Source organism: Streptomyces gamaensis, assembly GCF_042656465.1.
GTDB classification, from domain to species: domain Bacteria; phylum Actinomycetota; class Actinomycetes; order Streptomycetales; family Streptomycetaceae; genus Streptomyces; species Streptomyces gamaensis.
Genome location: NZ_JBHSPB010000009.1, coordinates 265,005 through 277,852 on the forward strand (window position 1 = coordinate 265,005; position 12,848 = coordinate 277,852).

Genomic DNA, 12,848 nt, shown 5'->3' on the forward strand with positions numbered 1-12,848 from the left:
GTACGGCCGGCTCAGCGCGCGTACAGGCCGTCGATCTCGCGCGCGAAGTCCCGGGCGATCAGGGCCCGTTTGAGCTTCAGCGAGGGCGTGAGGTAGCCGTTGTCCTCGGTGAAGTCGACGGGCAGGACGGTGAAGCGGCGGATGGACTCGGCCCGCGAGACGGTGGTGTTGGCGTCGTCGACCGCTCCCTGGAGCTCCGCCAGCAGCTCACTGTCCGCGAGGAGTTCGCCGAGCGGCACGTCCTGCTTGCCGCGCATGCGGCGCCAGTGCGCGAGCCCGTCCGGCTCCAGGGTGAGCAGGGCGGCGATATAGGGGCGGTCGTCGCCGACGACGAGGCACTGGCTGATCAGCGGGTGGGCGCGCAGCCGGTCCTCCAGCGGGGCGGGGGCGACGTTCTTGCCGCCGGAGGTCACGAGGATCTCCTTCTTGCGGCCGGTGATGGTCAGATAGCCGTCGTCGTCGAGGGCGCCGAGGTCGCCGGTGGCCAGCCACTCGTCCCCGCCGGCCGGGACGGCGGCGCCGCGTCCGGCGTCCCAGTAGCCGGCGAAGACGTGCCCGCCGCGCAGCAGCACCTCCCCGTCGTCGGCGATCCGCACCGCGCCGCCGGGCAGCGGCCAGCCCACCGTGCCCAGGCGCGGGCGCAGCGGCGGGGTGAGGGTGGCGGCGGCGGTGGTCTCGGTCAGCCCGTAGCCCTCGAAGACCTCGATGCCGGCGCCCTCGCAGAACGCGGCGAGCCGGCCGCCGAGCGGGGAGCCGCCGCTGAGCACGTAGCGCACCTGCCCGCCGAGGGCGGCGCGGATCCGGCGGTAGACGAGCGGGTCGTACAGCGCGCGGGCCGCGCGCAGCCGCGCGTGCGGGCCCGGGCCGGTGCCGTGCCGGGCGGCCTCGCGGGCCTCGCCGTAGGCGCGGGCGACGCGGGCGGCCCGGTCGAAGGAGGCGGCCCGGCCGAGCCGTTCGGCCGTCGCCCGCGCGGTGTTGTGGACCTTCTCCAGCACGTAGGGGATGACCAGCAGGAACGTCGGCCGGAAGGCGGCGAGGTCCACGAGCAGGTCCTCGGCGCGCAGCGAGGGGGTGTGGCCGACGCGGACGCGGGCCCGCATGCAGCCGACGGCGACGGCGCGGCCGAAGACGTGCGACAGCGGCAGGAACAGCAGGGTGGCGGCGGGCCGCCTGCTGGCCGAGCGGAACATCGGGTGCAGCAGTTCGGTGGCGTTGTCGGCCTCGGTGAAGAAGTTGGCGTGCGTCAGGACACAGCCCTTGGGGCGGCCCGTCGTACCGGAGGTGTAGATGAGGGTGGCGATGTCGTCGGGTCCGCGCTGCGCGCGGCGTGCGTCGACGACGTCGTGCGGCATCCCGCGCCCGTCCGCCATCAGGCCCGGGACCGCGCCGGCGTCGAAGCGCCACACGTGGGCGAGGGCGGGCAGGGCGCCGCGCGCGTCCGTGACGAGCTTCTCCTCCCGCTCGCCCTCGACGGCGCAGGCCACGGCCCCGGAGTCCTTCAGGATCCACTCGACCTGGAGGGCGGAGGAGGTGGGGTAGACGGGGACGGGCACGAGGCCGGCCGCCCAGGCGGCGAAGTCCAGCAGGCTCCACTCGTAACCGGTCCGCGCCATGATCGCGATCCGGTCGCCGGGCCGCAGGCCGCGCGCGACCAGGCCGCCCGCGACGGCGCGGACCTCGGCGGCGAAGGTCGCCGCGGTGACGTCGCGCCACAGGCCGTCGCCCTGTTTGCGGCTGAGCACGATGTCGCAGGGGGCGACGGCGGCGTTGTCGAAGGGGATGTCGCCGAGCGACCCCCGCCGGACGGGGGGTACGAGCGCGGGGACGGCCGCCTCGCGGACGACACCGGCGACGCGGGTCGTACGGGGCGGGACGAGGACGGGCGGGGCGGCGCGGTGCGGTATGGACACGTGCGGCTCCTTCGAACCCACAACTGACCCTTACTGGGCGGTAATTCGCGGGCGAATCTACGCCTGAAGGGGGACGCACTCCAGCCCTCCCGTAGTCCTTATGGCCAGCAGACCTCCATCCGTTTTGCTGATGTGTACGGCTTTGCGGTGGAAATAACCTCGGGGGCGTCGGGTCGCCGCACGAGCGGCACCCCCGTTCGCGCCAGGGAGTCACGCCCACCATGAAGACCACACGCAGCAGCCGCACCGCGCTGCGTGCCACCGTCGCCACCGCCGTCCTCGCGGGCGCCGTCGCCCTGCCCGCCACGGCCCTCACCCCGGCCTTCGCCGCGGACGCCCGGCCCAGCGGCGGTACGGTCACCCTGGACGCCGGCCCCGGGCAGCCGCCCAGGGGCGGCGTCGCCGCCGGTGAGGCACCCGAGCAGCGGCCGGACTCCGGCCCCGCGATCGTCGGCGGCGCGCTCGCGGCGGCGGCCGCCCTCGGCGGAGTGGGCCTGCTGGCCACCCGCCGCCGCCCCGGCACCGAGCGCTGACGCGGGCGGCCCGGCGGGCCGCCGCGCGCCGCGGCGGGCGAGGAGGGGACTCATGAACGGGCCGGCGCCCAGCGCCGCCCGTTCATGAGATTGCCCAGCCCCGCCCAGGCGAGGTTCATCAGCGTCCCGGCCGCCTCCTGCTCCGAGGGCGGCGCGCCGGTGCGCCCGGCGGCCTCGCAGGAACGGGAGTCGGCCCAGCCCGCCAGCGACTCGGCGGCGCCCACGAGGGCGTGCGCGAGCCCGGCGATCTCCCGCTCGGGCAGCGCGCACTCCTGCTCCGCGCCCTCCCGCGCCGTCCGGGCGATCAGGTCCGTGACGACGTCCACCAACTGCTGCCGCAGCCGCGCCACTTCGAGCGCGAACGGCTCCCCGTACGTACGGGCCTGGCAGTGCAGCAGCGCCCAGCCGTCCGGGTGCGCGGCGGTGTGCGCGAAGAACGCCCGCAGCCCGTTCCACAGCCGCCGGTCGGCGGGGGCTCCCGGGTCGACGGCCGAGCGCACCGCCGCGATCAGCGCCTCGGCCTCCCGCCGCACGCAGGCGCTGAACAGCTCCTCCTTGGAGTTCAGATACAGATACACCAGCGGCTTCGACGCCCCGGCGAGCTCCGCGATCTCGTCCATCGAGGCCGTCCGGTAGCCGCAGCGCGCGAAGACCTCCACGGCGGCGTCCAGCATCTGGCGCGTCCGCACCTCACGCGGCATCCGCCGGCTCCGCGCCTTCACCTTCTCCTTCGTCCCCGCCCCCGCAGCGTGGGTCTGTACACCTTTCACGGCAACATCCCTCCACCCCCGTCACGTTACCGGCAGGTAATGTCACGGAGGGGAGGGATGTCAAGGGCCGTTGGGCCCAACGGGACGGCCGTCGGGCCCTGTTGCGCGGGACCGCGATTCAACTACGCGGCGGCGGGAACCGTTTCCGGCTCCGCGTCGAGCCGGGAGCCGTCGGCGGTGTCGTAGGCCTCGCGGTCCAGGATCTTCTCGCGGGCGGAGACCAGGATCGGTATGACCGATTGGCCTGCCACGTTCGTCGCGGTGCGCATCATGTCCACGATCGGGTCGATCGCCAGCAGCAGGCCCACACCCGCCATCGGCAGGCCCAGCGTCGACAGGGTCAGGGTCAGCATCACCGTCGCGCCGGTCAGACCGGCGGTGGCGGCCGAGCCGATGACCGAGACGAACGCGATCAGCACATAGTCGCGCACGCCCATGTCCACGCCGAAGACCTGGGCCACGAAGATCGCGGCGATGGCCGGGTAGATCGAGGCGCAGCCGTCCATCTTGGTCGTCGAGCCGAACGGCACGGCGAAGGACGCGTACTCCTTGGGCACGCCCAGCCGCTCGGTGACCCGCTGCGTCAGCGGCATGGTGCCCACCGAGGAGCGGGAGACGAAGGCCAGCTGGATCGCGGGCCAGGCGCCCCGGAAGAACTGCACCGGGTTGACCTTGGCGACGGTCGCCAGCAGCAGCGGGTAGACCACGAACAGCACGATGGCGCAGCCGACGTAGATGTCGGCCGTGAAGGTGGCGTACTTGCCGATCAGGTTCCAGCCGTAGCTCGCGATGGCCTTGCCGACGAGGCCGAGGCTGCCCAGCGGGGCGAGCCGGATGACCCACCACAGGACCTTCTGCAGCAGCTCCAGCGCCGACCGGCTGAGCGTCAGCACCGGCTTGGCCTTGTCGCCGAGCTGGAGGATCGCGATCCCCGCGGCGGCGGCGAGGAAGACGATCTGCAGGACGTTCAGCTCCGTGAAGGGCGTGATGACGTCCTTGGGGATGATGCCGGTGAGGAAGTCCAGCCAGGAGCCGTGCTTCTTGGGCTCCGCGCCGTCGGCGGCGGTCAGGCCCGTACCCGCGCCGGGGTTGGTGATCAGGCCGATCGCCAGTCCGATGACGACCGCGATGAGCGAGGTGGCCATGAACCACAGCAGGGTCCGGGTGGCCAGCCGGGCGGCGTTGGAGACATTGCGCAGATTGGTGATCGAGACCAGGATCGCGAAGAACACGAGCGGGGCGACCACGACCATCAGCAGCTGGACGAAGAGGCTGCCGATCTTCTCCAGGGTCACCTGGAGCCAGTGGATGTCACCGCTGCGGGCGGCCCAGCCGAGCAGGGCGCCGAGCACGAGACCCAGCAGGATCTGGGCCCAGAAGGGGACCTTGGGTATGCGCCGGCGCGCGGATGCCCGCGCGGGCGTGGGGGTCTGGGGGGTCGATGCCAACGGAAACTCCGGGGACGGACGGGGAAGTGCAGGGCGTGGTGCGCCGGGGGAGGTCCGTGGATACGGGATCTCCGGCCGCGGGGACGTGCGTCAGCGGCGACAACAGGCCGCGGAGACGGAGCGGCAAAGATCGACGTGCAGGCGCGCCACGAGCCGGGGGCCCGTGGGGAACTGGTGCGCTGCTGCTGTCTGCATGTCCCATACGTTAACACTCGGACTTTGGGCTGCCCAAAGTCATTCTTTGGGTCAGCGATGGCCGGAAACTTGCGGGGACACGCCAACGCCCCGCCGTGGAGCGGGAACTCCACGGCGGGGCGTCACAGCCATGTGTCAGCGACAGGTCGCGGTGATGTGAGGAGAGTTACACCCGGTATGGGGTGATTCGCTCTCTCCTGGAGGGCGTGCGGCGGTGCCGAGACGCCGCACGCGGGCGGGCGGTGCGGCCCGTCAGGCCACGCTGTCCTCCTGGGCGGCGTTGGCGGCCAGGCGGCCCTTGGCGCGGTCCACGCGCTCGACGATCTGCTCGGACATCGCGTCGCGCTGCTTGCGCAGCAGGACCCAGCTCAGCGGCGCGGAGAGGATCAGCGCGAGCAGCAGCATCCAGACGGCGTTCGAACCGTTCGCGCCCAGCGGGATCGCGCGCAGGGCGCACAGCCCCCACACCACGGCGAAGCAGGCGACGAGCAGGCCGAACCGCAGAGCGGTGTAACGGAGCGAGGCGAACTTCTGGCTGGTCACGGGCGGGACCTTCTTGTCGTCGGCATTCGGAAGGGTCGCCCTCCAGTCAAGCACGGACCGGCGCCCGGCCGGAGCGGGGGGCGTGCCACCGCCCGCCCACGCCCCCGGACGTGCCCCCGGACCTGTCTCAGACGCGCATCGGCTGCGGCGTCTCGCGGCGCCCGGCGTCCGGGCCCGGGTACTCGCGGATCACCTCGTAGCGGGTGTTGCGCTCCACCGGGCGGAAGCCGGCGTCCCGGATGAGCTCCAGCAGATCCTCGCGGGTGAGCTTGTTCGGGGTGCCGTAGTTGTCCGCGTCGTGCGTGATCTTGTACTCGACGACCGAGCCGTCCATGTCGTCCGCGCCGTGCTGCAGCGCGAGCTGGGCGGTCTGCACGCCGTGCATGACCCAGAACACCTTCACGTGCGGGACGTTGTCGAACAGCAGCCGGGAGACGGCGAAGGTCTTCAGCGCCTCGGCACCGGTCGCCATGCTGGTGCGCGCCTGCAGCCGGTTGCGGACCTTGCCGTCCTTCATGTCGACGAAGTCGTGCTGGTAGCGCAGCGGGATGAAGACCTGGAACCCGCCGGTCTCGTCCTGCAGTTCACGCAGCCGCAGCACGTGGTCCACGCGGTGGCGCGGCTCCTCGATGTGCCCGTAGAGCATCGTGCACGGGGTCTTCAGGCCCTTGGAGTGCGCGAGGCGGTGGATGCGCGACCAGTCCTCCCAGTGGGTGTCGTGGTCGACGATGTGCTGCCGCACCTCCCAGTCGAAGATCTCCGCGCCGCCGCCCGTGAGCGACTCCAGACCGGCGTCGATCAGCTCGTCGAGGATCTCCGAGGCGGGCAGCCCGGAGATCTTCTCGAAGTGCTGGATCTCGGTGGCGGTGAACGCCTTCAGCGAGACGCCCGGCAGCGCCTCCTTCAGGGCGCGCAGCGAGCGCGGGTAGTAGCGCCAGGGCAGCGTCGGGTGCAGGCCGTTGACGATGTGCAGCTCGGTGAGGTGCTCGTTCTCCATCGCCTTGGCGAGGCGGACGGCCTCCTCGATGCGCATCGTGTACGCGTCCTTCTCGCCCGGCTTGCGCTGGAACGAGCAGTAGGCGCACGAGGCCGTGCACACGTTGGTCATGTTCAGGTGGCGGTTGACGTTGAAGTGCACGACGTCGCCGTTCTTGCGCGTGCGCACCTCGTGGGCGAGCCCGCCCAGCCAGGCCAGGTCGTCGGACTCGTAGAGGGCGATGCCGTCCTCGCGGGTCAGCCGCTCCCCTGCGTGGACCTTCTCCTCCAGCTCGCGCTTGAGCCCCGCGTCCATGCGTCGCCCGCCTCTCTCGTACCGAACCTTCGCGCCCCGCCGAGACTACTCCCCGCCTCCCGCCCGCGGTCCGGGCGGGCCCTGCGCCCCCGGGCGCGAGCCGCCGGCGGACGGGCGGGGACGCCTCAGAGGTGCTCGGGGAGGTCGCCGACGCGGCTCTCCCACTTCGTGGAGAGCACGATCGTGGTGCGGGTGCGGGCGACGCCCTTGGTGCCCGAGAGCCGGCGGATGGTGCGCTCCAGGCCGTCCACGTCGCCGGCCCGCACCTTGAGCATGTAGGAGTCGTCGCCGGCGATGAACCAGCAGTCCTCGATCTCGGCGAGGTCGCGCAGCCGGCGCGCGACGTCCTCGTGGTCGGCGGCGTCGGAGAGCTGGATGCCGATGAGCGCCGTGACCCCGAGACCGAGCGAGGCCGCGTCCACGGTCGCGCGGTAGCCGGTGATCACTCCGGCCGCCTCCAGGCGGTTGATGCGGTCCGTGACGCTCGGGCCGGAGAGGCCCACGAGCCGGCCCAGCTCCGCGTACGAGGCCCGCCCGTTCTCCCGCAGGGCCTGGATGAGCTGCCTGTCCACCGCGTCCATTGCTGGCACCTTTCAATAATCAGCGAACTCGCCGCTTTTCATGTAGAATCTAAGGCATGCAGGGGTTGAGGCCCTGCGAATCTCCGCTAACTCACCGAGATCAACGACGATCCTTCAGGAGTGAACTCCGTGTACACGATCGAGATGGCCTACGCCCGTATGCGCGAGCTGCAGGACCTGGCCAACCGTTCGCGTGCTCACCGGGTCACCGACGCGCAGCGCGGCACCAAGGCCAAGGCCCGCACCGCGCGCGCCAAGAAGCGCTAACGCGCGTCCCGGGAGCGCGCTCCACCCAGCTCTCCCTTCCACCGGCGGTACAGCTGATGCGGCACGCCCGCCGCGTCCAGCACCCGCCCGGCGACGAAGTCCACCAGATCCTGGATGTGCGTCGCCCCCGCGTAGAACGCCGGAGAGGCGGGCAGCACCACGGCGCCCGCCTCGTCCAGCGCCACCAGCTGCCTGAGCACCGGACCGCTCAGCGGACTCTCGCGCACCGCAATCACCAACGGGCGCCGCTCCTTGAGCGTCACGCTCGCGGCCCGCTGCAGCAGATCCTTCGACAGTCCCAGCGCCACCCCGGCCACGCACGCCGTGCTCGCCGGGACGATCAGCATGCCCTTGGCCCCGTACGAACCCGACGAGGGCCCCGCCGCCAGATCCCCGGCCGGCCAGTACCGCAGCCGCGTCACCTCGGTCTCGAAGGTGCCCGGCTTGCCGTCGGCGCCCAGCGCGAGCCACTCGCGCACGTCCTCGCGCCAGTGCGCGTCCCGGAACGCGATCCCCGTCTCGTCCAGCAGCGTCAGCCGCGAGGCCCGGCTGACCACCAGGTCGACGTCCTCGCCCGCCGCCAGCAGCCCGCGCAGCACCGCGGCCGCGTACGGGGTGCCGGACGCGCCGGAGACGCCGACCACCCAGGGGCGGCGCCGCGTCTGCTTCTCGTCCCTCTCCACGCGTCCGAGCCTAGCCGCAGGGCCCCGGCCGCCGATCAACGGCGGCCGGGGCCCTGTGCGTACGGCGGAGCGCGGCGGCTACCAGCTCAGGCCGCGGCTGATCAGGTCCAGCAGCCCGAAGAAGAACAGCACGATCCCGATCACGCCGTTGACGGTGAAGAAGGCCCGGTTCAGCCGGGACAGGTCGTGCGGGCGCACGATCGTGTGCTCGTAGACGAAGGCGACCGCGACGATCGCCATGCCCGCCCACCACAGTGCCCCCGCGTGCGTCATCAGCCCGTAGGCGACCAGCAGCCCAGTGGCGATCACGTGGCAGACGCGGGCGCCGTGCAGCGCGGCCGGGACCCCGAAGCGGGCCGGCACGGACTTCACGCCGTGCGCGCGGTCCGCCATCACGTCCTGGCACGCGAAGATCAGGTCGAAGCCGCCGATCCACACGCCCACCGCGAGCCCGAGCACCACCGCGTCCCGCGACCAGCTGCCGGAGACCGCGAGCCACGCGCCCACCGGGCCCATCGCCTGCGCGAAGCCCAGGATCGCGTGCGGGAAGTTCGTGAACCGCTTGCCGTAGGGGTAGACCACCATCGGCACGACGGCGACGGGCGTGAGCGCCAGGCACAGCGGGTTGAGCAGCGCGGCCGCCCCCAGGAAGAAGGCCAGCGCCACCAGCGCGCCCGTCCACGCCGAGCGCACCGAGACAGCGCCGGTGACCAGCTCGCGGCCCGCGGTGCGCGGGTTACGGGCGTCGATCTCGCGGTCGATGATGCGGTTGCAGGCCATCGCGAACGTCCGCAGGCCCACCATCGCGACGGTCACGAGGAGGAGCTTCCACCAGTCCAGCCGCTCGTCCTTGACGTACATGGCCGTCAGCGCGGCGATGTAGGCGAAGGGCAGCGCGAAGACGGAGTGCTCGATGAGCACCAGACGCAGGAAGGCCCGCACTCTGCCCTGCGAGGGAGCGGGCCCCGGGTCGAGAACTCCTTCGGCGGCGGTCACCGGCAGCACCCCATCGTCGTCCGGACCGTCACAGCCCGTACTCCTTCCAACGCTTCGTCACTTTCTCGGCGGTGCCGGGGTCCGACAGCACCATGTGCGGCCAGCCCCCGTCGCGCGTGTAGCCCTCCTCGGGCCACTTCGCCGTCGCGTCGATGCCCGCCTTGCCGCCCCAGAACTGCTGGTAGGAGGCGTGGTCGAGGTGGTCGACCGGGCCCTCGACGACGGTCAGGTCGCGCGCGTAGTCGGTATTGCCCAGCGCCCGCCAGGCCACCTCGTGCAGATCGTGCACGTCGCAGTCGGCGTCGACCACGACGATCAGCTTGGTCAGCGACATCATGTGCGCGCCCCAGATCGCGTGCATGACCTTCTGGGCGTGCTTGGGGTACTTCTTGTCGATCGAGACGATCGCGCAGTTGTGGAAGCCGCCCGCCTCGGGCAGGTGGTAGTCCACGATGTCCGGCACGATGATCTTGAGCAGGGGGAGGAAGAACCTCTCGGTGGCCCGGCCCAGCGGGCCGTCCTCCGTCGGCGGCCGGCCGACCACGATCGACTGCAGCAGCGGACGGCGCCGCATCGTCACGCAGTCGATGGTCAGCGCCGGGAACTCCTCCTGCGGCGTGTAGAAGCCGGTGTGGTCGCCGAAGGGACCCTCCGGCAGCGTCCGGCCCGGCTCCAGCCAGCCCTCCAGGACGACCTCGGCGTGCGCCGGCACCTGGAGCGGCACCGTCTTGCAGTCCACCATCTCGATCCGCTTGCCCTGCACGAAGCCCGCGAAGAGGTACTCGTCGATGTCGCCGGGCAGCGGGGCGGTCGAGGCGTACGTCACCGCCGGCGGGCAGCCGAAGGCGATCGCGACGGGCAGCCGCTCCCCGCGCCGGGCGGCCACCTGGTAGTGGTTGCGGCTGTCCTTGTGGATCTGCCAGTGCATGCCGATGGTGCGCCGGTCGTGCCGCTGCAGGCGGTACAGACCGAGGTTGCGCGCACCGGTCTCGGGGTGCTTGGTGTGGGTCAGGCCCAGGTTGAAGAAGGAGCCGCCGTCCTCGGGCCAGGTGAACAGCGCGGGCAGCGCGCCGAGGTCGACGTCGTCGCCGGTGAGCACGACTTCCTGGACCGGCGCGTCCTTGACCTTGCGCGGCGGTACGTGCGTCATCGAGCCGAGCTTGCCGAAGGCCTCGCGCACGCCGACGAAGCCGTGCGGCAGTTCCGGCCGGAGCAGGGCGCCGATCTTCCCGGCGATCTCGTCGTAGCTCTTCAGGCCGAGCGCCTTGAGCAGCCGGCGGTCGGTGCCGTAGACGTTCATCGCCAGCGGCATCGCCGAGCCCTTGACGTTCTCGAAGAGCAGGGCGGGCCCGCCGGCCTTGTTCACCCTGTCGACGATCTCCCCGACTTCGAGATGGGGATCGACCTCGGCCTTGACGCGTCTGAGGTCGCCTTCGCGCTCCAGTGCCCGCAGGAACGAGCGGAGATCGTCATAAGCCATGGGGTCAAGTATCCGCCACCCACTACCCTGGACCCGTCACGGGGGCCGTCGTGCTCGGTGCGTCCGGCCCGTCGCCACGCACCCGAAGAGAGCCGCCCGCATGCTCAGGTATCTGCCGTTCCTGCTGGTCCTGGCGCTGTGGATCTACACGTTCATCGACTGTCTGAACACCCCCGAGCAAGAGGTCCGCGGGCTGCCGAAGCTCGCGTGGGTGATCGTGATCCTGCTCTTCGGCGAGGTGCTGCTCGGCCCGGTGGCCTGGCTGGTCGCGGGGCGCCCGCGGGCGGCGGCACGGCAGCGCGCGCATGGACGTGACGGCGGCGGTGCGCGCTGGGTCGCGCCCGACGACAACCCCGAGTTCCTGCGGTCCCTGGACAAGGACCAGGACAGGGGCAGGGACAAGGACGGCGACGGCGGCGCCCAGGGCGGACCGCCGCCCGCCCGCTGATACCGCGTCAGCTTCTCGGCGCCGCTCTCCCACCGGCCGTACGGGTCGGCGAACCATCCCCCGCGCGAGTGAGCCCGCCCCTGCCGTCAAGGACGCGCGTTCGGACAACTCCCGTCTCTTCACAGCCAATTGACACAGCGTTCACGACCCGGCCCCTGCCCCGGCCGCGCCCTGACCGGGAGAGTCGTTGCGGTCACACTGAGGCACCACGCGACTCCAGGGAGAGGGGCACGCATGCCCGACATGACCCGACGCAGACTCCTCGGCTCGGCGGCGGGCGCGGTCGGCGGCGCCGCCACGCTCGCGCTGCTGCCGCCGAGCGTGCAGCGGGCTGTCGCCGCCGGACCGCCCGCGCGCGGTTCGCTGCGGGACATCAAGCACGTCGTCCTGCTGATGCAGGAGAACCGCTCGTTCGACCACTACTTCGGCACCCTCAAGGGCGTCCGCGGCTTCGACGACCCGAAGGCGCCGAGACTGCCGGACGGCAGGAGCGTCTTCCACCAGCCCGACGCGAAGAACCCGGCCGGCTATCTGCTGCCGTTCCACCTCGACACCCACAGATCCAGCGCTCAGGCCATCCCCTCCACCAGCCACGCCTGGGAGGTGCAGCACGCCGCCTGGAACGGCGGCCGCATGGACCGCTGGCTGCCCGCGCACCGCGCCGCCGACGGCGCCAACGGCCCCTATGTGATGGGCTACCACACGCGCGAGGACATCCCCTTCCAGTTCGCGCTCGCCGAGAACTTCACCGTCTGCGACAACTACTTCTGCTCGGTCCTCGGACCGACCTGGCCCAACCGCCTGTACTGGATGACCGGCACCATCGACCCCGCCGGCACCCACGGCGGCCCCGTCATCGACAACATCGCGCCCAAGCCCTACCGCTGGACCACCTACGCGGAACGGCTGCAGAAGGCGGGCGTCAGCTGGCGCGTGTACCAGCAGGAGGACAACTACGAGTGCAACCTGCTGGAGGAGTTCGAGCAGTTCAAGGACGCCCGGCCCGGTGACCCGCTCTACGAGCGCGGAATGCGCCGGCTGCCCGCCGGGGCCTTCGAGGCGGACGCCCGCGCCGACCGGCTGCCCGCCGTCTCCTGGATCATCCCCACCTCCACGCAGTCCGAGCACCCCCAGTACCTGCCCGCCGCCGGAGCCGACTTCGTCGCCAAGAAGATCGAGGCCATCGCGAGCAACCCCGCCGTGTGGCGCAAGACCGTCTTCATCCTCAACTACGACGAGAACGATGGCCTCTTCGACCACGTCCCGCCGCCGACCCCGCCCAGGGGCACCAAGGACGAGTACGTGCGCGGCCTGCCCATCGGCGGCGGCTTCCGCGTGCCCTGCCTCATCGTCTCGCCCTGGACCATCGGCGGCTGGGCCGCGGGCGAGGCCTTCGACCACACCAGCTGCCTGCGCTTCCTGGAACGCTGGACGGGCGTGCGCGAGCCCAACATCAGCGCCTGGCGCCGGCACACCTTCGGCGATCTGACCTCCGCGTTCGGCTTCAACGACCCGCGCAGCAGGCCGCCGTCCCTGCCCCGCAGGACGGAGGAGTGGCTCAAGGAAGCCGAGTGGGAGGTGGCGCACCTGCCCAGGCCCACCCTGCCGGGCGCCCGCCAGAGCGTCCCGCACCAGGAACCGGGCCGCCGCCCGCGCCGCTGAACGCCCGTACCGCAGCACGCGAAACGGCCCGTCCCCCCAGC

At 71.9% G+C, this 12,848-nt stretch carries 13 protein-coding genes; 4 read left to right on the top strand and 9 right to left on the bottom strand.

Features of this window, described 5'->3' with window-relative positions:
- Positions 1 to 11: 11 nt before the first annotated feature.
- A complete protein-coding gene (locus ACFP1Z_RS17390) occupies positions 12 to 1,910 on the bottom strand; it encodes an AMP-dependent synthetase/ligase (protein WP_390317293.1) in 1,899 nt (632 codons plus the stop codon).
- 221 nt (positions 1,911 to 2,131) lie between these two features.
- Here ACFP1Z_RS17390 and ACFP1Z_RS17395 point away from each other — a divergent pair, with 221 nt between their 5' ends.
- Positions 2,132 to 2,443 carry a sortase-dependent protein gene (locus tag ACFP1Z_RS17395; protein ID WP_390317294.1) on the top strand — a complete coding sequence of 104 codons (312 nt, stop codon included), beginning with the start codon at positions 2,132 to 2,134 and terminating at the stop codon, positions 2,441 to 2,443.
- 50 nt (positions 2,444 to 2,493) lie between these two features.
- Here the strand turns inward: ACFP1Z_RS17395 and ACFP1Z_RS17400 are convergent, their stop codons facing one another.
- The 5 genes from ACFP1Z_RS17400 to ACFP1Z_RS17420 form a co-directional block, all read right to left on the bottom strand.
- Complete coding sequence (locus tag ACFP1Z_RS17400) at positions 2,494 to 3,144, bottom strand: TetR/AcrR family transcriptional regulator (RefSeq protein ID WP_390317295.1); 651 nt, start codon at positions 3,142 to 3,144, stop codon at positions 2,494 to 2,496.
- A 191-nt stretch (positions 3,145 to 3,335) separates the two neighbouring features.
- A complete protein-coding gene (locus ACFP1Z_RS17405) occupies positions 3,336 to 4,661 on the bottom strand; it encodes a dicarboxylate/amino acid:cation symporter (protein ID WP_390317296.1) in 1,326 nt (441 codons plus the stop codon).
- 447 nt (positions 4,662 to 5,108) lie between these two features.
- A complete protein-coding gene (locus tag ACFP1Z_RS17410; RefSeq protein WP_390317298.1) occupies positions 5,109 to 5,399 on the bottom strand; it encodes a DUF4229 domain-containing protein in 291 nt (96 codons plus the stop codon).
- A gap of 127 nt (positions 5,400 to 5,526) precedes the next feature.
- Positions 5,527 to 6,690, bottom strand: coding sequence for an aminofutalosine synthase MqnE (gene mqnE, locus ACFP1Z_RS17415; RefSeq protein WP_390317299.1), 1,164 nt, complete (start codon positions 6,688 to 6,690; stop codon positions 5,527 to 5,529).
- Positions 6,691 to 6,815: 125 nt separating this feature from the next.
- Positions 6,816 to 7,271 carry an Lrp/AsnC family transcriptional regulator gene (locus tag ACFP1Z_RS17420; protein WP_390317300.1) on the bottom strand — a complete coding sequence of 152 codons (456 nt, stop codon included), beginning with the start codon at positions 7,269 to 7,271 and terminating at the stop codon, positions 6,816 to 6,818.
- Positions 7,272 to 7,391: 120 nt separating this feature from the next.
- Here ACFP1Z_RS17420 and ACFP1Z_RS17425 point away from each other — a divergent pair, with 120 nt between their 5' ends.
- Positions 7,392 to 7,538: a hypothetical protein gene (locus ACFP1Z_RS17425; protein WP_390317350.1), complete on the top strand. Its 147-nt coding sequence runs from the start codon at positions 7,392 to 7,394 to the stop codon at positions 7,536 to 7,538.
- Here ACFP1Z_RS17425 and ACFP1Z_RS17430 read toward each other — a convergent pair.
- The 3 genes from ACFP1Z_RS17430 to ACFP1Z_RS17440 form a co-directional block, all read right to left on the bottom strand.
- Positions 7,535 to 8,221 carry a UbiX family flavin prenyltransferase gene (locus tag ACFP1Z_RS17430; protein WP_390317301.1) on the bottom strand — a complete coding sequence of 229 codons (687 nt, stop codon included), beginning with the start codon at positions 8,219 to 8,221 and terminating at the stop codon, positions 7,535 to 7,537. The genes ACFP1Z_RS17425 and ACFP1Z_RS17430 overlap by 4 nt on opposite strands.
- A gap of 78 nt (positions 8,222 to 8,299) precedes the next feature.
- Positions 8,300 to 9,217, bottom strand: a complete 918-nt coding sequence (mqnP, locus tag ACFP1Z_RS17435; protein WP_390317302.1) for a menaquinone biosynthesis prenyltransferase MqnP — start codon at positions 9,215 to 9,217, stop codon at positions 8,300 to 8,302.
- A 28-nt stretch (positions 9,218 to 9,245) separates the two neighbouring features.
- Positions 9,246 to 10,697, bottom strand: coding sequence for a menaquinone biosynthesis decarboxylase (locus ACFP1Z_RS17440; RefSeq protein ID WP_390317303.1), 1,452 nt, complete (start codon positions 10,695 to 10,697; stop codon positions 9,246 to 9,248).
- A gap of 100 nt (positions 10,698 to 10,797) precedes the next feature.
- Here ACFP1Z_RS17440 and ACFP1Z_RS17445 point away from each other — a divergent pair, with 100 nt between their 5' ends.
- Positions 10,798 to 11,145, top strand: coding sequence for a PLD nuclease N-terminal domain-containing protein (locus tag ACFP1Z_RS17445; RefSeq protein ID WP_390317304.1), 348 nt, complete (start codon positions 10,798 to 10,800; stop codon positions 11,143 to 11,145).
- 234 nt (positions 11,146 to 11,379) lie between these two features.
- Entirely contained in the window at positions 11,380 to 12,807 is a 1,428-nt protein-coding gene (locus ACFP1Z_RS17450) for an alkaline phosphatase family protein (RefSeq protein ID WP_390317305.1), read from the top strand.
- Positions 12,808 to 12,848 lie beyond the last annotated feature (41 nt).

What these genes read in the sequence shown, in the direction of transcription:
- ACFP1Z_RS17400 (WP_390317295.1), bottom strand. Translation starts at nt 3,144, where the DNA reads ATGCCGCGTGAGGTGCGGACGCGCCAGATGCTGGACGCCGCCGTGGAG.
- ACFP1Z_RS17450 (WP_390317305.1), top strand. Translation starts at nt 11,380, where the DNA reads ATGCCCGACATGACCCGACGCAGACTCCTCGGCTCGGCGGCGGGCGCG.
- ACFP1Z_RS17420 (WP_390317300.1), bottom strand. Translation starts at nt 7,271, where the DNA reads ATGGACGCGGTGGACAGGCAGCTCATCCAGGCCCTGCGGGAGAACGGG.
- ACFP1Z_RS17395 (WP_390317294.1), top strand. Translation starts at nt 2,132, where the DNA reads ATGAAGACCACACGCAGCAGCCGCACCGCGCTGCGTGCCACCGTCGCC.
- mqnE (WP_390317299.1), bottom strand. Translation starts at nt 6,690, where the DNA reads ATGGACGCGGGGCTCAAGCGCGAGCTGGAGGAGAAGGTCCACGCAGGG.
- ACFP1Z_RS17440 (WP_390317303.1), bottom strand. Translation starts at nt 10,697, where the DNA reads ATGGCTTATGACGATCTCCGCTCGTTCCTGCGGGCACTGGAGCGCGAA.
- ACFP1Z_RS17445 (WP_390317304.1), top strand. Translation starts at nt 10,798, where the DNA reads ATGCTCAGGTATCTGCCGTTCCTGCTGGTCCTGGCGCTGTGGATCTAC.